At 63.2% G+C, this 20700-nt stretch carries 25 protein-coding genes, 1 tRNA gene and 2 pseudogenes; 19 read left to right on the forward strand and 9 right to left on the reverse strand.

All coding sequences use genetic code 11. From position 1 onward, the window contains the following. Positions 1-176: 176 nt before the first annotated feature. The 8 genes and pseudogenes from ACRYLT_RS12380 to ACRYLT_RS12415 all read left to right on the forward strand — a co-directional run. Positions 177-596, forward strand: coding sequence for an HK97-gp10 family putative phage morphogenesis protein (locus ACRYLT_RS12380; RefSeq protein WP_482664400.1), 420 nt, complete (start codon positions 177-179; stop codon positions 594-596). 3 nt (positions 597-599) lie between these two features. Beyond that, on the forward strand, positions 600-767 hold the full coding sequence (locus tag ACRYLT_RS12385) for a hypothetical protein (protein WP_482664401.1): 168 nt from the start codon (positions 600-602) through the stop codon (positions 765-767). After that, a complete protein-coding gene (locus ACRYLT_RS12390) occupies positions 757-1200 on the forward strand; it encodes a DUF3168 domain-containing protein (RefSeq protein WP_482664402.1) in 444 nt (147 codons plus the stop codon). Before ACRYLT_RS12385 ends, ACRYLT_RS12390 begins: the two co-directional genes overlap by 11 nt. A 63-nt stretch (positions 1201-1263) precedes the next feature. Continuing rightward, entirely contained in the window at positions 1264-1587 is a 324-nt protein-coding gene (locus ACRYLT_RS12395) for a hypothetical protein (RefSeq protein ID WP_482664403.1), read from the forward strand. Between the two features lie 223 nt (positions 1588-1810). Then, complete coding sequence (locus ACRYLT_RS12400; protein ID WP_482664404.1) at positions 1811-2053, forward strand: hypothetical protein; 243 nt, start codon at positions 1811-1813, stop codon at positions 2051-2053. A 114-nt stretch (positions 2054-2167) separates the two neighbouring features. Continuing rightward, entirely contained in the window at positions 2168-2587 is a 420-nt protein-coding gene (locus tag ACRYLT_RS12405; RefSeq protein WP_482664405.1) for a phage tail tube protein, read from the forward strand. Then, entirely contained in the window at positions 2584-3060 is a 477-nt protein-coding gene (locus ACRYLT_RS12410) for a hypothetical protein (RefSeq protein ID WP_482664406.1), read from the forward strand. Before ACRYLT_RS12405 ends, ACRYLT_RS12410 begins: the two co-directional genes overlap by 4 nt. 350 nt (positions 3061-3410) lie before the next feature. Beyond that, positions 3411-3926 (forward strand): annotated as a pseudogene (locus tag ACRYLT_RS12415) (phage tail length tape measure family protein); the annotation flags it as partial. A 12-nt stretch (positions 3927-3938) separates the two neighbouring features. Here ACRYLT_RS12415 and ACRYLT_RS12420 read toward each other — a convergent pair. Beyond that, positions 3939-4139 carry a hypothetical protein gene (locus ACRYLT_RS12420; protein WP_482665474.1) on the reverse strand — a complete coding sequence of 67 codons (201 nt, stop codon included), beginning with the start codon at positions 4137-4139 and terminating at the stop codon, positions 3939-3941. On the opposite strand from ACRYLT_RS12420, the pseudogene ACRYLT_RS12425 reads away from it, so the two are divergent. Beyond that, positions 4101-4613: pseudogene (locus ACRYLT_RS12425) on the forward strand (M23 family metallopeptidase); the annotation flags it as partial. The gene ACRYLT_RS12420 and the pseudogene ACRYLT_RS12425 overlap by 39 nt on opposite strands. On the opposite strand, the gene ACRYLT_RS12430 reads toward ACRYLT_RS12425, so the two are convergent. Further along, a complete protein-coding gene (locus ACRYLT_RS12430; RefSeq protein ID WP_482665475.1) occupies positions 4578-5165 on the reverse strand; it encodes a hypothetical protein in 588 nt (195 codons plus the stop codon). The pseudogene ACRYLT_RS12425 and the gene ACRYLT_RS12430 overlap by 36 nt on opposite strands. A gap of 9 nt (positions 5166-5174) precedes the next feature. Between ACRYLT_RS12430 and ACRYLT_RS12435 the strand changes: the two genes are divergently transcribed. The 10 genes from ACRYLT_RS12435 (at position 5175) to ACRYLT_RS12480 (ending at position 14372) form a co-directional block, all read left to right on the forward strand. Continuing rightward, positions 5175-5966, forward strand: coding sequence for a hypothetical protein (locus ACRYLT_RS12435; RefSeq protein ID WP_482665476.1), 792 nt, complete (start codon positions 5175-5177; stop codon positions 5964-5966). Continuing rightward, on the forward strand, positions 5966-6529 hold the full coding sequence (locus tag ACRYLT_RS12440) for a hypothetical protein (protein WP_482664407.1): 564 nt from the start codon (positions 5966-5968) through the stop codon (positions 6527-6529). Before ACRYLT_RS12435 ends, ACRYLT_RS12440 begins: the two co-directional genes overlap by 1 nt. After that, positions 6529-6933, forward strand: coding sequence for a DUF6950 family protein (locus ACRYLT_RS12445; RefSeq protein ID WP_482665442.1), 405 nt, complete (start codon positions 6529-6531; stop codon positions 6931-6933). Before ACRYLT_RS12440 ends, ACRYLT_RS12445 begins: the two co-directional genes overlap by 1 nt. Continuing rightward, positions 6930-9599 (forward strand): phage head spike fiber domain-containing protein, encoded by a 2670-nt coding sequence (locus ACRYLT_RS12450; RefSeq protein WP_482664408.1) that lies wholly within the window; start codon positions 6930-6932, stop codon positions 9597-9599. Before ACRYLT_RS12445 ends, ACRYLT_RS12450 begins: the two co-directional genes overlap by 4 nt. A 42-nt stretch (positions 9600-9641) precedes the next feature. After that, entirely contained in the window at positions 9642-10319 is a 678-nt protein-coding gene (locus ACRYLT_RS12455; RefSeq protein ID WP_482664409.1) for a hypothetical protein, read from the forward strand. Positions 10320-10328: 9 nt separating this feature from the next. Continuing rightward, entirely contained in the window at positions 10329-12392 is a 2064-nt protein-coding gene (locus ACRYLT_RS12460; RefSeq protein ID WP_482664410.1) for a hypothetical protein, read from the forward strand. An 82-nt stretch (positions 12393-12474) separates the two neighbouring features. Continuing rightward, positions 12475-12870, forward strand: a complete 396-nt coding sequence (locus tag ACRYLT_RS12465; protein ID WP_482664411.1) for a hypothetical protein — start codon at positions 12475-12477, stop codon at positions 12868-12870. Further along, positions 12867-13577 (forward strand): lysozyme, encoded by a 711-nt coding sequence (locus ACRYLT_RS12470; RefSeq protein ID WP_482664412.1) that lies wholly within the window; start codon positions 12867-12869, stop codon positions 13575-13577. Before ACRYLT_RS12465 ends, ACRYLT_RS12470 begins: the two co-directional genes overlap by 4 nt. Continuing rightward, positions 13574-13888, forward strand: coding sequence for a hypothetical protein (locus tag ACRYLT_RS12475; RefSeq protein WP_482664413.1), 315 nt, complete (start codon positions 13574-13576; stop codon positions 13886-13888). The genes ACRYLT_RS12470 and ACRYLT_RS12475 overlap by 4 nt, the downstream gene beginning before the upstream one ends. Before the next feature lie 106 nt (positions 13889-13994). Next, the gene (locus ACRYLT_RS12480) at positions 13995-14372 is read left to right on the forward strand and encodes a hypothetical protein (protein WP_482664414.1); all 378 of its coding nucleotides are present in this window, start codon (positions 13995-13997) and stop codon (positions 14370-14372) included. 929 nt (positions 14373-15301) lie between these two features. On the opposite strand, the gene ACRYLT_RS12485 is transcribed toward ACRYLT_RS12480, so the two are convergent. The 7 genes from ACRYLT_RS12485 to ACRYLT_RS12515 all read right to left on the reverse strand — a co-directional run bounded on the left by ACRYLT_RS12485 (position 15302) and on the right by ACRYLT_RS12515 (position 20606). Continuing rightward, positions 15302-15679 (reverse strand): SCO4402 family protein, encoded by a 378-nt coding sequence (locus ACRYLT_RS12485; protein ID WP_482664415.1) that lies wholly within the window; start codon positions 15677-15679, stop codon positions 15302-15304. Positions 15680-15789: 110 nt separating this feature from the next. Next, entirely contained in the window at positions 15790-16197 is a 408-nt protein-coding gene (locus tag ACRYLT_RS12490) for a VOC family protein (protein ID WP_482664416.1), read from the reverse strand. Between the two features lie 146 nt (positions 16198-16343). Beyond that, the gene (locus ACRYLT_RS12495) at positions 16344-16544 is read right to left on the reverse strand and encodes a DUF6961 family protein (RefSeq protein ID WP_482664417.1); all 201 of its coding nucleotides are present in this window, start codon (positions 16542-16544) and stop codon (positions 16344-16346) included. Positions 16545-17376: 832 nt separating this feature from the next. After that, positions 17377-18000: a hypothetical protein gene (locus tag ACRYLT_RS12500; RefSeq protein ID WP_482664418.1), complete on the reverse strand. Its 624-nt coding sequence runs from the start codon at positions 17998-18000 to the stop codon at positions 17377-17379. Between the two features lie 63 nt (positions 18001-18063). Next, the gene (locus tag ACRYLT_RS12505) at positions 18064-18252 is read right to left on the reverse strand and encodes a hypothetical protein (RefSeq protein WP_482664419.1); all 189 of its coding nucleotides are present in this window, start codon (positions 18250-18252) and stop codon (positions 18064-18066) included. 148 nt (positions 18253-18400) lie between these two features. Beyond that, the gene (locus ACRYLT_RS12510) at positions 18401-20407 is read right to left on the reverse strand and encodes a DNA cytosine methyltransferase (protein WP_482664420.1); all 2007 of its coding nucleotides are present in this window, start codon (positions 20405-20407) and stop codon (positions 18401-18403) included. A 122-nt stretch (positions 20408-20529) separates the two neighbouring features. Continuing rightward, a tRNA-Arg gene (locus ACRYLT_RS12515) sits at positions 20530-20606 on the reverse strand. Between the last annotated feature and the right edge of the window lie 94 nt (positions 20607-20700).

The raw sequence follows: 20700 nt of genomic DNA on the forward strand, positions 1-20700 counted from the left end.
ACGACGTTGTGTCTGTTCTCAGCGCAACAGCCCCCGTCGCCTAAGGGCGTTCGGGGGTTTTGCTTTTCTGGGCCCGTCGAGTCCAGCACTTGTGGCGCCTTCGGACGTTCAAAGCGCCTTCTTAGAAAGAGTTTGACGGCGGTAAGCCGCACAATCACCACGACCTAGACAAAGGCATGGCACGCATCATCGGCGCCAAAGCCCACTCTGCACGCCTCCGCCGCCTGGCGGGGCCGGAGATGGTCCGCCGGGTCGGTGCCGCGCTGTTCGCAGCCGGCCAGTTGATCGAGGTCGAAGCTGCTCTCTCGATCACGCGTGGCGCCGTCTCCGGCAAGGGCCACGTCCCCAGCGCCCCTGGCGAGCCGCCCAACGCGGACACCAATGTCCTCGACCGCTCGATCGAGACGAACCAGGTCGCGCCTTTGAAGGTCGAGGTGAGCGCCAACGCGCCTTACGCAGCCGCTCTCGAGTTCGGCACATCCAAGATGGCCGAACGGCCGTACATGCGCCCCGCCGTGGCAAAGAAGCGCAAAGAGGTGACCGAACTGGTCCGCCGCGCCGTCTCTTCCGTCATCAAATCGCAGACAGGAGCTTGAGCCATGCGCGTCCGGTTCAACCGCGACTATGACCATGTCGAACCCGCCAGGACCATCAGCTACCGCGAGGGTCAGGAGCTCACCGTCACCCGCGAGATCGGCCGAGCTGCCCTAACAGCAAAAGCGGCCACTGAGCTGAAAACCGAGGCAGTCAAGACAGATGGCGAATGACCTCACGCGGCCTGTCCGGCGCGCGATCCTCGCCGCGTTGAAGACCTATGCTCCCCTGACTGCAGTGGTGCCGGCGTCATCGATCCATTCGCAGAGCCCACTAGGGGCCCCGAGTTGGCCATTCGTGAAGTATGGCACTCCATCCGGCGTTCCGATCAGGGCGGCTTGTGTCGATGGGAACGAGATCACCGGCTCGCTTCACGGTTTCTCCAAAGGACGGTTCACCGGCGCCGGAGCATTGGTCGAAACCGCCGAGGATCACGCAGCCCGCATTGGAGCTCTGATTGCCTCCGCCATCGATCGCAAGGCGCTAACCCTTGATGGCGGCCAGTCGGCCCGGATCCTGTGGACCGGTTCCCAACTGCTCCAGGACGGGGACGAAGCTGGAGCTTATCATGCGGTTGTGAACTTCAGGGCCCGCGTGATCGCGTAAGAGTTCCCTGGCTGAGCATCGCCGGATTTACGGACACGGCATTTGGGCATATCTTGCGTGGCCATGAAAGCTCTTCTGCTCCTGCCGCTGCTCGGTCTCGCCGCTTGTGCCACGACATCGGCGGGCTTGGCTGACACAGAGGTCGACATGACCCTCACCAGCACCAAGCCTCCCGTCACCGTCGCCAACTGCGCCGCGGATCGCATGGCTGGCAGCGTAGACGTCCGCAGTGAGGGCGAGCGCTATTGGGTGCTGCGCAACAACGCCTACGGAGTGCCGATCACCCGGTGGGATTTCCGGCCTGACCGGCAAGGAGGCACCAGGATCGAAATGCGTAGTTCGCTCGGGATTGCCACAGGCGAAGGTGACGTCCGCAATTGTCTTTAGACGATCCCGGTCTCGCCGAGCAGGTCCTTGGCGCCGTCTTCGTGCAGATGTTGCGAAGTGGGGCCATCTCCCAGGCTGACCTTCTCGCCGCAGCAGACACGCTTAACGAGGAGGGCCGCGCCTTCCTTCAGTCGCTGATCATTGAGGCAGCTTCCCCAAACCCGTCTGAGTGGGCGGCGGAAAGAGCGCGAGCGCGATTCCAGGTGATTGAAGGCGGCGATGGATGCGCTCGCTGATCGCAGTCTCCGCAGCTTTCCTGGCATCGTGCGGATCGAGTGATGCTGAGAAGGCCGAGGAACAGTACAACATCGTCAGGGACGCCGCCGGAACGGCGGCGGAGCGATGCGAAGCGGCGCGGAAAGTTGCGGCTGCTTGGCTGCAAGAGGGGAACAGCGGCCAGTATCGGCACTGGTCGGTAACCAGAGACTTGGAATGCAATCGGGCACGGCTGGACGAGCTGAATTGACGGAAGCTCGTTTGTCCTGACGGCGGTAAGCCCGCCTCCCGACCCCGTCTATTGTCGCGTCGAACCGATCCACAGGAGCGCGCGACGATGGCTCTGCCGACCGAAATCGACTTCATGCTCGTGAAGATGGGCGATGGAGCAGATCCCGAGGTCTTCAGTCTCATCTGCGGTATCACGAACGTGAACGTGAACCGCGGCGCGAATACGACGGATCGCTTTGTTCGCGACTGCGCCAAGCCTGGCGAGGTGCCGATCCGGAAGGTCAAGGTGACCGGCAAGCAGCTCGACATCAGTGGGGACGGCCTCACCGACGTGGATAACATCGCCGAGCTCGAAGACGCGCTGGGGAAGAAGAAGAACTATCGCATCGAAGCCTATCGGGACGACGGCACCGATGCAGGTGCGCTGCTTGGGACCTTCGCGGGCGAGTTCGTGTTGACCGCAGCGAACCTGTCGGCGCCGCGGGACGGCGACTCTACCGGCGACATCGCCCTCGCGAACAATGGTGGCTGGACCTACACGGCGGCGCCGTGATCACCACTGCGCTCGAGCTCCACTTCGCGGACGGAGAGTATCTCTTTGATCTGCGTCTGCCCCAGCTGGCTGAGCTTCAGGAGAAGCGCGGACCAATCTTCGAGCTCTACGGACGCGTTCTGAAAGGGCGCTATCTCTATGAGGGAGTGCCGATTGCGGACACGATGGCGGGCGCAGCCCACGCGGAGGATCTCTTCGAGACGATCCGGCTGGGATTGATCGGCGGCGGCCGCGGCCTCGTAAGCGGCAAGGAAATCGAGGTCACCGCACTGACGGCAAAGCAACTCGTGGAACGGTACTGCCACCCGGCGCCGCTTAAGGAGAGTTGGGCCGTAGCAGCGGCGGTACTCGCAGCCCGCATCGAGGGGTACGAGCCAAAAAAAGACGAGCCGGCCCAGGAGCCGGCGGCCGATCCCGCAAAGCTCAAGCGCAAGAAATCGACTTCGAGGCGGCCATCGGCAACTGCCTTGTGATGGGGCTCGATTGGCGAGAGCAGACCTGGAGGTCGTATCAGGTCGCGCTCGCAGGATGGAATTCCGCGCACAGCGACGAGAAGGACAAGCCGGAGCCCGATTTTGACAGGCTCAAGAAGGCGATGAAGGCAAACACCGTCCACTGACGGCGGTAAGCCAGCCAAGTGGCAGCACGTAGGTTCCGAGCCATGGCTCTGGTCGCGGAACGTGTGGTAACTGAACTCGTCGCCTCGACCGAGGGACATGACGTAAAGATTCGATCTTCGGCGCGGACGGTCGAACAAGCGTCGTCACAGATCCAGCAGTCAGCCACCCGGGCCGAAGCGGCCATCCGCTCCTCCTCGACAGCGATGGTTCGGTCGTTTGACCAAGCTGGGCAACGGTCCCGGCTGCTCGGCTATCAAATTGCTGATGTTGGTGCTCAGCTCGCGGCTGGCACGAGCCCTTTCCTTGTCATCGCGCAGCAGGCGCCGCAGGTCGCCAACGCCCTCGAGGGAACGACGGGCGCCGCGGGGCGCATGGCTGCGTTCTTCTCGGGACCTTGGGGCGCAGCATTGCTTGCAGCCGGTTCGGTACTCGCCGTCGTGGCTGGGCGGGCGATGGAGACCGGTGAGTCAATCGATGACCTGACTGAGAAGTTGCGCGACAACGAGCGAAACACGCAGCAAAGCGAGCGGGCGAAGGCCGCATTCGCCAACACCCTTGAAGGCGTGACAGCCGCGCTCCGCGAGAACCGTGAAGCGCTCGATCAGCTGAATGATGCCGACAAGTCATCGGCGCGCAGGGCTCTTGAAAGCGCCATCGCAGCGCAACTGCGCCTGCGAACGATCAGGGAGACGACAGCTGCTCTTGTCGAGCAGGCGGCGGCGGAGCTGGAGCTAGCGAGGATGGTTGCCGGAGCTGGCGATGCTGCGATCGCCGGCATCCAGCAAGCGGAACAGCGCCTTGCTCAGCGCCGACAGGCCCTGGCTCAAACCGATCAGAATATTGCTGAGGCCGAGCGCCAGATCCAGGACGCGCTTTCCCGCCGAGTTGTTGAGATGGCGCAGGGCGGTGAGGAAGACCGCATAGAACGTCAATATGACCGGCTGATCGATCAGGCTCGCGAGCGTGCTATTGCCGAAGGAACCATATCCACCGAGCTCGGACGCCAGGTCCGGGAGCTAGAGCGACAGCGCGAAGCGCGCCTTCGTGAGGTACGCGAGCGTGAACGCAACAGTCGGCGCGGCACCGATGCCGATTCAGTCCGCTTTCTCTCTCCTGTCGCGGGACGACAGACCGGGACCTTCAACGAACGGCGGGGGAACCGGCGCCACGCTGGAGTCGACATCGCCGTTCCAGTCGGGACCCAGGTCCGGGCCGCGGCCCCTGGCACTGTCATCGAGGTCGGCAACTTGCCTGGGTATGGGCAGACGGTCATCATTGACCACGGCCGAGGCACGACGACCCGATACGCCCATCTGAGCCGCGCTCTCGTCAGTCGAGGCGCTCGGGTAAACGCGGGCCAAGCGATTGCTCTATCGGGCGGCGCTCGTGGTGCCCCCGGAGCTGGAAACAGTCGCGGACCTCACTTGCATTACGAGGTCCGGCGCAACGGTCGGCCGGTCAATCCGAATGGCAGCTTCCCCATCGATACTGTCGGAGCTCAGGCTGCTGCGGAACGAGCCGAGCGCGAAGCCGAGCGCTTGGCGGAGCAACGCGCCCGCAACGAGGCTGCCTTCCAGGATGAACTTCGCCAGCTCGACGAAGCGCTTCTGGCCGCGCGCCGGCAGAATGTGGAGTCGGTAGAGGCGATAGCTGAATTCGCCGCTCAGGAGATCGAGGCCCAGCGCCAGCGCCAGAATGAGTCGTATAGAGAGCTGGAGCGGCAGGGGAGACTCACGGACCTTCAGCGCCAGCAACTGGTCGCTGCCAATGATGCCGTGGCAGCCGAGCGCCAGCGAGCGGTTCAAACGCGGCTCCGCCAGCAGCTCGACGAGCAGCAGTACCGCATCGCGGTCGAGGACCTGCGTGACGCCCAGTCGATCGAGCGCGCACGGGGGCAATTCGCCAGGACAATAGCCGAGCGTCGGGAGAGCGAACTCCGGCTCCTCGACTTTGCCCATCAGGAAGAGATGCTCGCCATCGAGCGGGCTCGAACTCAGGAGGGAATCAACGCTCTTGAGCGCCAGCGCCTCGACCGCGCCGAGACCGCCGCTCGCGAGCGCTATGGGCTAGCGCGGCAAGACATCGAGCAGCGCAACATGACGCCGCTACAACAGTTCCTCGACCGCGCTCCGTCCGGCGCTGCCGAGTTGAACGAAGCATTGGAGGGGGTAGCAGCCAACGGATTATCTGCCCTCAACGATGGTCTCGCCGAGGCCATCGGCAACTTCATCAAGCTCGGCGGCACAGCCGGTCGGATCGTCTCACAGATGATCGCCGATATTGCCAGGCTGCTGATCTATCGCCACCTCACCGCGCCGCTGGCGGGCGCTCTGGGGAGCATTTTTGGGGGCGGGGGAGGGTTCAATCCCGCTGGCATTGGAGCAAAGCTGATTGGAGCCGCCGCCGGCATCCCGAAATTCAACTCGGGCGGATCGTTCCAGATCGGTGGTCGGGGCGGCATCGACCGAAACCTGCTTTCGATCAACGGTCAGCCGGTCGCGCGTGTATCCAGGGGCGAGACAGGCGTCATTCTCCCAAAGGGTAGCGGGTCCGGTCGGGCCACTCCTCCCCGACCGCACATTACCGTCATCTCCTCCCCACAGTTCGACCTTCGGGGAGTGATCACCACCCCCGCACTCATGGCAGAGATCGATCGCGTGTCGCGCGCCAATGCCGCTCAGGCCGCTGCCGCCATGGGCAAGGGCGTCCTCAAGGCCGTGCCATCTCGCCTCGCGCAGTATCAATCGGATGGCATCTGATGGGTCTATATCGGGAGGCTTATATCTTCCGGATCGCTACCGATCCGCCCACGCTCTTCTGGAGCGGGTTCGGAGACCTCCAAGTACCAGCTGACGCCGTAGTCGGGAACTCACCGGCGATCGCGCTCGGCGCCGGCGAACTTGTCAGCATTCCTGACCTCACTCAGCTCATCAACGGCATCGCTGAGCGGCTGGATTTCACGCTGTCGGGTGTGACTGAGGAGACGATCGGCTTTGCGCAGGAAGAAGCATTGGAGGTCAGCGGCGCCCGCGTCGACATTGGCCGAATGGATCTCGACGAGGCGTATCAGCAGGTCGGTCCGGTCGAGTGGGAGTGGGCGGGAGAAGCGCGAAAGCTCGGTGTGACGTCTGAGGGTACAGCAAACGGCCGTCTGCGCTCGATCACGCTTTCGGTTGCAGCCGGGGACACGAAGAGGTCGCGTGCGCTTCTCGCCTTTTTCACCGATGCCGACCAGCGTCGACGTAGTCCTGATGACGACGCTTTTATCTATGTCGGCCTCATCAACGCGGGCACGTCGAGACGGTGGGGCCCGGCAACATGATGCTCGGGGAATTCCTTAAGGCGGCGGCAGCCGACCGAAGGCCGTGGAACTGCTCAACCCTAGCAGCAGACTGGTGCATTGCGCTCGGCCATCCCGACTTCGCTGCCGAGTGGCGCAGTGTCGTGGGCGAAGCCGAATGCGAGGCGGTGCAGGCCGAATCCGGGGGGCTCATTTCACTATGGGACAGCGCACTAGGTGAGAGCCTCCCAGTGTTCGAACCGGCCTGTCCGACAGACACTCTCCACGCTTATGGGCTCGAGGCGGGCGACATAGCCGTAGTCTCGGCTGGCCAATTTGAGGCAGGTGCCATTTGGACGGGGCAGCGTTTGGCGATCAGGGCGCCGCGCGGCCTCCATTTTGTCGCTCCTGAAGCGCTGCGCATCGCCAAGGCTTGGCGGCCGTGAGCAAGACCTTAGGCTCGATCCTGCTCGTTGCCGCAGCGGTGGCTGTTAACGTCATCCCCGGAGTCGGCCAGTTCATTTCGGCCGGCTTGGCTACTGCCGGTCTAGGAAAAGCGGCTGCCCTCGCGGTAACCAGCATTATCACGACCTCGGTGACCACAGCCGGTCTTGCAGCCGCGGCGTCACTCGTTGGACTCGGCCCGGGAGGGATAAAGCCTGAGACTTCTGAAACAGCCATAAAGACCAGTCGTCCGCCCCGCGTCTCCGGCACCGGCATGTCCCGGCTGTGGGGCGCCTACATCCTATTCGAAACCGCCTCGGACGGAACTGCCGTTGACGTGTACGCGATCCACGACGGCATCATTACTGGCACTCCAACCTTCTATCTCGCTGACGAGCGCGTGACGCTCAGCGGCAACACCGTAAGCGAGGGTGCAGACGGCCGCTACCGCGATGGCGCGGTGAAGCTCTATTGGACCAATGGCACCACCCCGGGTGCCGGACTGCCCGCAGTCACATCCCTCATTCCTCAGTGGAGCGGACGTGGAGACGGGGTCGTCCTCTTGGCGCTGACAGCTGCTTCAGTGAAAATGAAGCGCTTCCAGGAGACATACCCGCAAAGCCAGGTTCCCATTCCTTCTATGGTAGCGCAGTGGGGTGTCTACCCCGATCCGGCAGCGGCCGATCCAACGAACAAAGCGAACTGGACCTGGACCGAAAACCCGGTGCGACATCTGCTCTGGTACAAGCTCGAGCATGAGGGAGTCGACTATGCGACCAAGATCGCCCCCGCGATCGATCACTGGATCGCCGCGGCTGCGGACTGCGACGCTGGTTCACCCCTGAAGGCGGGGGGCACGGAACCTCGCTATCGCAGCTGCGTCGCCTTCAAGCACACCGATCAGCACAAGGACGTGGTCGGGGCCTTCCTCGCCACGTTTGACGGTTGGGTCAGCCCGCGCGCAGACGGCGCGCTCGTCGTCTATTCCGGGCGCTTCTACCAGCCAACGGTGTCGATCGGACCGAACGAGATCGTGTCCTATTCCTGGGACGGGGTCGGCATAGACGACGACCAGGCCGTCAACGAGATCATCGTCTCCTATGTTTCGGCGGAGCATGATTACAACACGGTCGAGGGAGAGGCTTGGCGAGATGAGACCGATATTGCCCAGCGGGGACAGATCCTCTCCCAGCCGCTCGACGTGCAGGTGCCGAGCTTTCCTCAGGCGCGGCGTCTCGCCAAGCGGAAGATGGCGCGGATCATGGCGCCGGCGAGAGGGACGGTTACCACGAACGTAGCCGGGCGTGTCGTACGGGGCGAACGTTTCATCAATCTCCGGATCGAGGAGGCAGGCACCGTCTTCCACGATGGCCCGGTGGAGATCATCGCCCTCGTTCGCAACATGGCTTCGGGAGGCGTGACATTCGAATGGATCGCAGCCGATCCAAACGTCGATAACTGGAACGCGCTTACGGAGGAGGGGGAGCCGGCGGCAAAGGGGACAAGAGTCGCGCCCACTCTTCTTACTGCACCCACGATCACCGCCGCTGTCGCAATATTCGATGGCGGAACGGTTCGACTGGGGGTTACGATCGATGCCCCCGACCGCCCAGACCTGACCTGGTTCCTGCGTTGGCGGCTCGATGGGGCGGCAGTATGGGGTCCCGAGGAAACTTTCGCCGACACCATTGCAGGCACCTCCGTCACCCTTACCAGTGGTCCGGTTCCGGCTGACTCCCAAGTCGAGGTCCAAGTCGCCTATCAAGCGGGCGATGGGCGTGTATCGAATTGGTCGACCGTCGCGGAAGTTAATACTTCCACCGCAGGCGTTCCCTTCAGCTTCGACGAGGTCATGCCGGTTGGAGCCACGCTTAGCCGCTCTTCCAGCGGCCTATATGTCGATCCGTCCCGGGAGCTGCGGTCTGCGGCCAATAACATAGCGCGCTTTGACCATGATCCCGGGACCGGCGTTCTCAAGGGGCTCCTTGTGGAGCCGGCTCGAACGAACAAGAATACGAATACGAATGCCAATCCGATCAACACGACAAACGTCACATTCACCGGAACCGGGGCGACGCTTTCAATCGTCAACGACGCCGCAGCGCTGGCGGCCGCTGGACTAGATACGATCTGCAGCAATGGGAACGTCTTCAGGGCCAGCGCAGGATCTGGCACGATGGTCGTGACCATCGGCGGCGTCTCGGGCAACACCAACGTCCACACCGTGAGTGTTTACGCGCGTACTAACGACGGTGGAGGACTCAACCAGCTACGTCTCAGTAGCGGAGGCGGCTCGGTCGGCGCCTTCGCCGCCATCACGAGCTCGGGATATCAGCGCTACTATGCCAGCGGAGCGGCGCCTGATGCAAACTCAGTCCTGGCGATCCGCGTCGATGCGGGTGACACGGTTTGGTTCATCCTCAACCAGTTCGAGGAGGGGGGCACCGCGACTTCACCTATCCTGGTGGCAGGTGCCGCTGCCTCACGCGCGGCTGATTTGGTTGCCTTGGACTGGACACAACGTCGGGTGCCAGATGGGTCGATCACAGTGCGCTATGTGTTCGACGACAACTCGACACAGGACGTTCCGACCACTGTAGTTGGCGGCCTCTCCGCAATCCCGACAACCCTCAACAGACGCAATATGCGCTCGGCCCGTAAGCTCTGACGGCGGTAAGCCGGCGCGACCCAGGAGTGTACCCCCCCGGGCATGCCGGAGACGCCGACCTTTCCGACCGCAACGTTCGCGTTCGACGATCAGGAGATCGACATCGAAAGGCGCACGATCAGCGGCGGAGTTGCTCTCTCAGGAGAGGAAGATGTCATCGAGACCGATGGAGGCGGCCGCGTCTTCGCTGAATTCTCGAACGGCCCACTGCTTGATCGTGAGCACCAGCTGCTGTGGCGGGCGCTCAGCACTCGCTTTGGCTCCGGTACGGTGCCGATAATCGTTCCGTTCTGCGATAAGCTCCACCAGCCCTACGGCAGCCAGCACCTGGTGCCCCACTCCGACGACTCACCCTTCAGCGACGATGCCGAATATTCCGGCGGCGGCCCGCTCGCTAACGTTGCCGCGCCAGCACCGCTCCGGGCCACCGCGTTGGCGTTGACGATCAGTCTCCCCCAGCCCCTGCTCGGAGGTGAGTGGTTTTCCGTCAACCACCCGCTCAAGGGCTGGCGCGCCTACAATATTACGACCATCGAAACGCAGTCAGCATCCAGCGCGGTTGTCACGTTTCGCCCTCCACTGCGCCAAGCCGTGCAAGCGGGCGAGGTCGTCGACTTCGCCGATCCTCGCTGCCTGATGCGTGTGGACGGCAGGCCGGCGCGACGGCTCGAAATCGGCCGGTACGGCGAGGCGTCGATCCGATTTGTCGAAGCCCCCTGAGAGGATCACATGGGCATCATCCTAGAGAATGCAGCGTCCACTTTCCGAGACTATGTTACGAACGGCGTTCCGGCGTCCGGGGCGCACGAGCCGGTCAAGGCCGAGATACGCTCGCTTTTCGCTCTGATTGAGAAGACGATGGGCACGCTCGGCCTAGGAAGCGTCGACGTCGCTTATGCGACCAAGGCGCAGCTTGATGCCGACTTGGCCCATGCCGCGGGCTCTGTTGGCCTCGTCTATGCTGATCCCGCCGACGCAAACAACGATCTCTACGTCAAATCAGGGGCGCCGGGAGCGGGAGCATGGACGAACACGGGGGCGCTGCACAACATTATTGCCGGCCTCGCACAGCCCTACGTCGACGAGGTAGAATCCGTCGGCGAGCTGGCTCGCGCCTACACAGAGGCGCTTTCCGTGGACAAAGTTGTCCTTGGCGCAACAGCGCCCAACGATGGCGTCGGTATTCCTGGCGGCACTTATATCTTTGCGGACCAGTTCAGTGACGCAGTGAGCCTTGTCGGCCTCCGCGTCTATGGCGGACCCTCAGGGGGAACCTTGAAGGTCAAGGCGTTCGCCAGCAACGGGACTGCGACCGGAGACAGTCGATCCGTGACGGTGGCGCCGGGTCAACCGAGTTCGCTGCCATTCACCAGCCCCCTGGCAATCCCGGCCGGCGGTTACGTCGGCTTCTATACCTCAGGCAACGTCTACGCTTATACTGGGGAGGCGGGATGGGGCGCTGGAGTGTTCTTCTCGAACGGCGACGCTCCATCGTTCGACACCGGGAGCGCGCCTTTCACGGGAGTTCGACTTCAGATCGGCGTACTTGCGCAGGTGCAGATTGTCACCGCAGATGCATTCAGGAGTGTTGTGGACGGATTGGATGACGTTGAGAGCGCCACCGAGGAAACAGGGCAGGTTGAGATCGGCCGGATCGGCGACCCGGTGGCGAGTGACACGTCAATTGGCGGTGCGACCCTCATGTTTCCACAGCGGTGCCCCGCCAATGGTACGGTTCACACAATCCGGATCCGAGGAGGCAGCGCAGGCGGAACGATCGTTTTTCGCTGGCTCCGGTCGGACGGGAGCAACCCCTGGATTATCGAAGGTGGCGACACCTTCGCCCAGGTTGGGGACGATTTCAGCGTCGAGGTCGGAGCGGGCGAAGCTGTGGAGCTTGCCGACCAAACGTTCCCCGCAATCGGTGGCTGCTTTCTAGCCGCCTACATTCCAGCCGACGCGCTCGCCTACACGCAAACGACCACTGACAACCCGGGTTGGCACTATGTCGGATCCGGCAATCAGAACGGCTTCACCTATGGCGGCGGCGGGATCAGCACATCATCCCGCGTGGAGCTCCAAGTTCTTGTGAGGCACCGTGAGATCCGGCATGAATTGCTCGTCACCACCGATGCGCCGCCTTCCGACGGATTCGATAGGGTCGTACGCGAGTACCATAACGACGGGAGTGTAAGAGCCTCGATCGGATTTCAGAACACAGACGATCAGGACCCTCAGGCTGGGTTCTTTCGCGTGTATGCAGCTTCTCACGATAGCTGGTTTGACTTCACCACCTATCAGTACGGCGGGGCAATCAAGGGGCACGGGGCGCAGGGTCACATTGTCGAACTACAACTGGCCAGCGACAGTCCCGACCCGAACGCGAAGCCAGAACTCTCGGTACGTCATCGCGATGGTAACCCGGTGATGGGTGCACGCATCCAAGCTCGCAACGGTGCGGATACGGTCGGGTTCGGCCTGAATTTCTTGGACGTATCTGATCCGCACATCTGGCTTGAGGACCATGGGTCCGACACGCCCGCGGCGATCGGATACTACCACCCAAAAGCCGATGGAGCCCACGTGTTTAAAGTCGGCGGGGATGAGGTCGGCCGAATTGGTCCGGCAGGTTATCAGGGCAAGGGCCGCGCGGTGCCGCCAGAGGTCGCGGCAGATAGTTTCAGCGTTTGGCAGAAGGGGGACGGCGGCGCAGATGACGGAGACCTGATGGTCACCATCAACTCAAACGGGGTGACCAAAACCGCAAGATTGATCGACTTCTCCGAAATCTGACGGCGGTAAGGCCCTGCCTGGATGGGTTGTAGGGACAATCCTGAGTCTAGCAGGAGTCCTGCCATGTTGAGCGACCTTGCCAATGGGTGAAGCTGCTGCGGTCGCGCCCCTGATTGCCTCGGTGCTCATATCCATCCTGGGCGGAGGTCTATTGGGCGTCTGGCTCACCCATCGCCGGCTCGCTCCTAAGAGCAGCGCCGAGGCAGCGGCAATTACCGCTGCGGCGATCGACAAGGACTGGTCGAGGTTTCAGCGGGAGATCGGACGACTGGTGAAGCGGCTGGAGGAGGCCGAGGCGAAGGCCGAGAACGCCGTCAAGAGGCTCTACGAGTGCGAAGAGCGGGAGATGCGGTTGCGTGCCGAGATCGCGAGGCTCGAGGCGATCATGATCGGGCAGGGTGAGGCCAGACAGGATGCGGCCCGGATCGTCGCGGTGGAGCGGCTGGATCAGAAGGGCGGGGGAGGGGATCGAAAATGAGCCTGACCGACGACATCCGCAACATCCAAGTCCGGCTCGGAGTCCGCCCTGACGGCCTAGTCGGCGAGCGCACCGTCGGAGCGATGCGAGCGGCGCTGGACGAGCTCGAAAGGATGCGGGCGCCGGCCGCTCGGGCGAAGCCCTTCACTGGCAAGCTGACCACGCGCGTTGCGCTCGAACTGATCGAGCATGAGGCAATCGTGCAGGAGGCCTATCTCGACAGCGAGAACGTCTGGACTTGGGGCGTGGGCGTCACTGATGCCTCAACCCACCGCGTGAGCCGCTACAAGGACAATCCGCAGCCGATCCGGCGCTGCCTGGAGATTTTCGTCTGGCTGCTACAGACCCGATACATGCCGGCGGTCGAGGCAGAGTTCGCTGGTCATGACCTGACTGAGGCGCAGTTCGCTGCGGCTCTGTCGTTCCACTACAACACCGGATCGATCGCGCAGGCGCATTGGGCCGATCTTTGGAAGGCCGGCAAGGTCGACGAGGCACGTGAGGCCTTCATGAATTGGTCCAAGCCGCCCTCGATCATCGGCCGCCGAGAGAAGGAGCGAGACCTCTTCTTCGACGGCAAGTGGTCGCAGGACGGAATGGCCGTGGTCTTCCCAGTCTCAAAGCCATCCTACAGACCCAATTTCCGCGCCGGCAGGCACGTTGACATCCGCGCCGACATAGAGGCGCTGCTGGGGGCCACCGAGTGATCCCCGGCTTCTCTGAGGCATTGCGCGGCGCGAACGGTGGATTCGAGCTCAACCGCGTGGTCGGCTTTATCGGCGGCCTTGCCTACATCGTCGGCGCCCACGCCTTCATCGCCTGGAATATGGCGCGCGGCGTTGAGTTCGATCTCACCGCCTATTGCTTGTCCTTCCCGGCTGGCCTTGCGGTTGTGGCGGGCGGCACTGCAGCGGCGGTGGCGATCAAGGACCGCCACGTCGCCTCGGCAAAGGTGATCGAGGAGACGGGGTCGACGCCGAGACAGGGCGAGGCCACACCCGGGGAGGTTCGACGGTGAAGGCCCTCGGCGTCGCCATCGTCTCCGGCGTCGTCTGCTTTGCAGCGCTGACGATCTGGGCCGTGGGCTGCTTCGAGGCGCTGTGCCGACACAGGGGGATCCGGTGATGGCGGCGCTGGCGTCAGTCTTCGCCGTTCCGAAAGGCATCGGAGAATGGGGCCGCCTCGCACTGGCCGCCCTCCTCGCCGCGCTGCTGTCATTCAACCTGGGCCAGTGGGACGGCAGGCGTTCGGAGCGCGCTCGGCAGGCCGCGGCGCGGGCCGAGGCAAATGTGGAGGCGCTGAACCTCAAGGCCCGCGCTGACGCGCAAGCTGCCCGCGCTCGCGTCCAGGATCGGGAGCGCGCCGTCACGGAAGCTGGTGAACTGAAGGAGGCTGTCGATGAAGCCATGGGCCAAGGTCGCGATCCTCGGAGCGCTTATTATGAGTGCGTCCGCCTGCAGCAGTCCGCGCGAGAGGCTGGTCGTCCAGCACCCCTCTGTTGAGGACCTGACCTGTCCCGCAGAGCCGGCAGTTCCACCGGCGGGGTCCGACGCGGCGGCCTACCTAGCGTTCGATCGCGACGTGCTGCTCGCCGGACGGGGCTGCCGGGATGCGCTGGAGAGGGTCTGCCACTGGCATGTCGAGCGGGGACTGGAGCTGCCGGCCGGGGTCAGGTGCGGTCGGAACCCTAACACAGGTTAGCAGTTGTCCAGCTGTCGAAGTCCCCCTCTCAGGGCTTCTTCATCTACACGGGGCGCTCGGGGTGACTCGGGCGCCCTATTCGTTTGTGTCGCGTTTCTCGATCTGGACCAGCTCATCGAGGTAGATCGTCCCGTCACCGTCACGGCTCGCGAACCCGTCGGCAAGCGCGTCCTCGCAGGCGGCAGCATACGTCTCGCGCCATGGTCCGGAGCGGCTAGGCAGGCGGTAACGGTAGCGGGTCACTGACACCTATGGCCGCGCCAGTATCTTTCCCAGCGCAACGCATACCCACTCGCCACCATGGCGCAGCTCAGGTCGACGCCGCTTGGCGTAACGCACCAGGCGGCCGTCCTCGAGCCGACTCCGTCGCCCTCTGATCTGCATGTGAGGGCGGGTCCGCGGACTAGGACATGGCCCTCCCGGCTTCTACCCACCGGCCGGCCAACGAGGCTGACCAGATGATTGCGCGCCTGTTCGGCCGTCGCTCTGGGGCAAGGTTGGTTCGGCCTGCAGGTGCCGTCGATTTCGCGCGCCGCAATGCCGGCGAGGCGGATGCGAGGCCCTTCCTGGCACCAGAGGGGGCCGTCGCCGTCCCAGACGCGCACCGGAGTGCAGGTGAATGTCTCGCCGGCGGCGACAATCTGAAGGGCGATGAGCAGGTTCATGGCCCTGGATTATCCAGCGTCCGAAGTGCCCGCAATGGGTGGAAGGCCGAAGTCCACTTGCCCTGTCAGCTGGATCGTAGCGTCCTCGCCGCGGCGCTCGCTAGTCTCCTTACCTGTGCCCACATCGGGTGAGATAACGATTGTTCGTTGGTACCGGCGGGGAGATCGTCGCAGATTACGCCCAGAGCAGTCTTCAGTTTGCGAATAGACCGGGCCTCGATGTCATTGAGAAGCGAAAATCCGATATCGTTCTCGTCAAAGTCATGATCATCGAAGAAGAAGTGGATGACTTCATCGAATCCGACGCACCATCCTCGACGCGCCTGGGCGCTCCAAAGCTTACCAATGTCGTCGAGCGCCAGCTCATCGAGAACCGCCAGAAGGTCGTCGCGAATCCACGGATATTTCAAACCCGCCCAAGTTGCAGGAAATCTCTCCTCCATAGCCAAGGCTCTAGAGGAGCTCTCAATGGCTCGCAATGTCCGCAATGGGTGGAAAGCGGACATAGACAGGCTTGGACGTTTCCGGGTGCCCGGTGGCGGAATAATGCCGGTCACCGTGTGGCAAGCTGTCCAAGAACGGCAGCGGGTTGGCGGTAGGCCTTGAGTTCGACGAGGTTCCCACTGGGATCCGAAACCATCGCCTTCGCCTGCTCGCGCTCGGTGCCAGAATAGTCGATGCGCGGGCCTTCGACGAAGCCGGTCAGGCGCGCGACCAGCTGCTCCCAGTCCCGCCAGGTCAATGTCGCGCCGAAGTGGCGCGAACGCGGCATTGGCTGGAGCACATCTTCAGGAACGTGCTGGAGCGTAAGTTGCGCGCCAAACAAGGCGACATCGGCCCAACCTGTCTCGCGCCGTCCGACAATGCCACCGAGGGTCGAGTAGAATGCGAGAGCTTCGTCCAGGTCGTTCACCGGGAATGACAGATGAAAAATGGGCGCTGCCTCGGCTCCGGGTGTCATACGGCACCGCGCCGTTCCAAGACCGCACGAATTGCATCAACACTGTCGGTGGGCGCGATCAGAGTAACGAAGTGACACATACAGCCAGCATAGGCATTGGTCGCGAATTACCGCAATGGGTCGAAAGCGGGCATAGGGACCTAGCCCTAGTGAATCTCGTCCGCGGAGGTCGGTTTGCGGCTCAGCTCGTTGATGCGCTCGAGGATCAGCAGCCAGGTCTCTGCGCCGGCGGTGTCTCCTTGCTGGCGAAGCTCGCGCTGACGCTGCACGGCATGAGCAACCGCGCCGCTGCCCTTCTGGCGGATCAGCTCGTTGGCGCAGGCCCAGAGTTCCCACTCCGAGATCATGTGAGGACGATCACCGCAATGGCAAAGAGCAGGCAAACGACACCCATCGTCATTAGGCCCCACTCACCCACCTTGATCGGGCCGGCCTCCTCCTTCCTGGAACGTCGAAACCGCACAGCTGCTTCACCAGCGCAGCTTCAGCGTGGCGCCTGATCCAGGGACCACTGGTCCGCTCGCGTGCCGCTTCTCAAGTACCCTCAGATCTGATCTCTCTTGCTGTGTTCGCGTCATGATGGGTTGCCGTCCATTCGCCCACATGGCCGACTTCCCACGACAAACCGTGATCGACATGCGGGACAATTCCCCGCTCTCTTAACTGCCGGCAGAAGTGATAGTCTTCGCCGTACAAGAGCCCGTTCTCGACCGGAAACACGAACCACGGCTCCGGGATTTGCCGAAACACGTCTGCAGCGGTCAGGGTGAGCCCAAGGCCAAGTTGGTGGACCGACTCGACTCCCTTGTTGTCGGCTGTAGTCCATACTCGCTCGAGGCGTTCGGCGTTCAGCCTGATGGCACTCGGGTGCCACGGCGGGTTTCTACCGGCGATGTTTGCTCCAACTACCGGCAGGTTATGGCTCAAGAGCCTGTCGAGAGAGTCCGCTGGAAAAGTCTGGTCCGCATCGATCCAGAGCAGCCAGTCAGCACCGCCTTTCAAGGCACCCCGGACAAGCTCGTTCCTGGCGTGCGGCAGTACTGAGAAGCTATAAGTGAGATAGTTGATTGTGAGCCTGCGGGAGTGCCCAGTCAGCGCGACAAGCGATCGGACGTATCCCGCTTTCATGTCCCCGTAGTGGGGCGTGCAGATGGCCACCTTCACGGCAGAAACGGTGCTTCAGACGTTGCGTACATTCGGCCCTCCACCGCTATCCTGGTTCGTTAAGACACGCTCAGCAACGTGACCAATTTCCTGAGAAAGGGCGTGATCAACATGGGGCGTGAAGCCGTGCTTCTTGAGCAGCCAGCAGAAATGCCAGTCCTCACCTGTCATCGTCCCGTCGACCATGCGGATCTCGAACCAGGGATCGGGTATGGTCCGAAACACGCTCGCTCTCACCAGCACCAGGCCGAGGCCCATCTCATCGACGGCCTCGACCGACTTGTTCCCGGCTTCGGTCCAGACCGGCCAGCGCGTGCCACCACGCAGGCGCGAGGCGGTTGGATTGTGGGGCGGCATTCGAGTCGGGTAGTTGCAGCCGACGACATCAAGATCACGCGCGAGGAGCCGCTTCAGGGTGTCCGGCGGGAATGTCTGATCTGCATCGATCCAGAGGAGATACTGAGCTCCGTCCTGCAGCGCTGCCCGCACCAGCTCGTTTCGAGAGTGCGGCAGGACTGAAGTTGAGTGAGTCAGATAGTCTATGACGTGGCCGCGACTGTTGAGCAGCAGCCCGGCTAGGGAGCGAACGTAGCCCGCCTTCATGTCACCATAGTGAGGGGTGCAGATCGCCACCTTCATTGCGGGGACAGTGCTGCAGGCGTCCTACATCAGCAAGAAGGAAGTGGATTGGCCGATTCGCGCCTAGGCGCCCAAAAGCGGGTTGCGACCCGTTCCATTTGCAGGGCGCGCCGGCTTGAAAGCGACTCCACCCATGAATTCGCCGGACATGATGAAGCGACATCCGCCCGCATTGTCGCCTCGCTCGAGCGTTCGCCGCAACCGATCGAGCAAGTCGGGGCCGATGTAGCCGCCGCCGAGGAACCGAGTCACGTGAGCCTGTTCTACGCCAGAGGCGGTCGATAGATCGCCTAATGACCAGTCAAGCGCTGCTAGGGCCATTCGGCATTGGATGGGGGTCATGGCGGCGGCCGATAGCACCGCCTACGGATGGGGAACAAGGCGGGAACATGTGCAAAGCTCAGGCGGCGATCGCCCCCGGTGCCTGGGCTTGGGTAAGCCCAGGCTGGTTCGCTTCCACCAGAGCTCGAGCGACCGGCGGACAGACGCTGTTGCCGATCGCACTGATCTGCTCTGCGATCGTGAGGGGTTCGTGCACCAGCTTGCCGCGCTTGATCTTCGGCACGATCGGATCGAGCACATAGCTGTCGGGGAAACCCTGGGCCCGGGCGAGCTCCCGCGGCTTCAGCATCCGAAGGCCGATGTCGACGATGACATAGGTCACCGCGTCGATGGTCACCGTCACGACGGCGAACCGGGCCTTGGTGGTGACAGTGTCTAGCGGCCGGTCGACGGCCTGGCTCTGGGCAACCTCGTTCTCGCCATCGGTCGCATAGTATTTTACGAGGAAGGCGGCCACGCGGACGGCGCGCTCCATCATCTCCGGCGGCAGAGCACCTTCTTCAATCAGCGTGGTCTCGACGATCCGCTGGGTGCAGCCCTTGCCGACAATGGTGCTGAGTGGCCGGCGCGGCGAATGGCCGACCATCCCGGTGTTCGCTTGCTCTATGTGAGCCGCAACGACCGCGTGATGGTTGGCGCCGGCGAGGGCAGTCTTGAGCGGCTTGCCTGGATCTCCGCGCCCGCCGTTTGTGTTGCTGGTGTAGAAGCTCGAGAGGAACGCGGTGACAGCGGCCGATTTCCCACCTCCGCCAGCCGTGGTCGCTCCCAAAGGCTCCTCAACATCATTCCCGGCTGAGTTGCCGAACTGGCGATCGATGAACGCGGCTTCGGCGAGGGAAGCCGTGACAGTGGCATGCTTCGCTGCGCCGGCCATGGCCGTGTCGAGTGGCTGAAGCGGATCCTTGCCGACCCCATTCTGCGCCATCTTGTGCATATGAGCGACGGCCAAGCCGAAGCCGGAGGCCTCCGCCGCCACGGTGCCGAGCGGTTTCTGCGGATCCAGAGCTCGAGGTGCCTGACCCTCGCGCTCCCCGTTGCGGGTACGATAGAGGGTCGCACCGACTAGGCCCAAGGGCATTGCCCCCGCCGGCCGCTTCGGCTGCCCATTGGCGGTGACAGCCGGCATCTCTCTGTCCATTGGCGAGCCAACGCTGCCGCTGTGGAACTTGGTGATATGCGGCGCGAGCTGGGCGTCGACGACCGCGAATTCGCCGCCGTTGGCGGTGGTGATCGTCCGGAGCGGGTCAGCTGAGTCGTGCGATCGGCTCCAGCCCTTGCTGTGCGTCACCGGGACGATGAAGGGGCGCTGCGCATTGACGACATACCGCATGATGCCGTGCGCGATCCGTCGCAGCGTGGCGTCCTTCAGCGGCCGTTTCCGCTCGAATATCGACGGGCACTCGATCGACCAGTCGATGCATCCTGCTGCGGTCCGGTAGGGCAGGAGCTTGCCGGCGCGGACGGCAGGAGAGTCGGGCCGGCCATGAGTCGGCTTCGGCCACACGATCGGCTGCCCATCGCACCGCATGATGATGTAGAGACGTCGGCGCGAGGTGGGGGCGCCATAGTCGCAGGCCCGGAGCTGGCGCCACTGGACCTTGTAGCCGAGCGACCGGCATTTCCGGACCCAGCGTTTGAATTCCTGCCCCTTGAGCTCTTTTATGACATGGCCGTTCTCGTCGAGCGGCGCCCAATCCTCATACTCCTCGACATTCTCGAGATAGACGACGAGCGGGCGCGTCTCAGCGAGCCAGACGGGGATCTCCCAAGGAAGTGCGCGGATGTTGCGGTCCTTGACCGGCCCGCCCTTCGCCTTGCTGTGCTCTTTGCAGTCTGGGGAGAACCAGGCGCCCCAGACCGGTCGGTCCTTCGTTGCCGCCCGCGGCCAAAGAGCACGGATGTCCTGGCAATAGTGGATCGTGTTCGGGTGATTCGCCTTGTGGATCGCGATTGCGGCCGGGCTGTGATTGACTGCGATGTCGACGTCGCGGCCGATCGCCTGGGCAATGCCGGTGCTCGCTCCGCCGCCGCCGGCGAAGCCATCGATGAAGAGGCCACGGAACATCAGCGCCGCCCTCCGGCGGGCTGTACGGAATTTGTACGAGCGTTCCCCGCACGTTCCTGCAATGTGCTGCACGGAACGACGAGAATGGACCGGAGGAGGCGGGCTGCTCTCAGAGAGAGAAGTGGCGCACCCGACAGGATTCGAACCTGTGACCTCTGCCTTCGGAGGGCAGCGCTCTATCCAGCTGAGCTACGGGTGCCCGTTAGGGAAAGGGGCGCTTAGCAAAGGGGCGGCGAGGGGAGAAGCCCCTAACTTTGCTCCGGCGGTGTGTTCGGGGTGCCTGGCGTGGGGCG

This window comes from Sphingosinicella sp. SM1-17 (genome assembly GCF_056821765.1).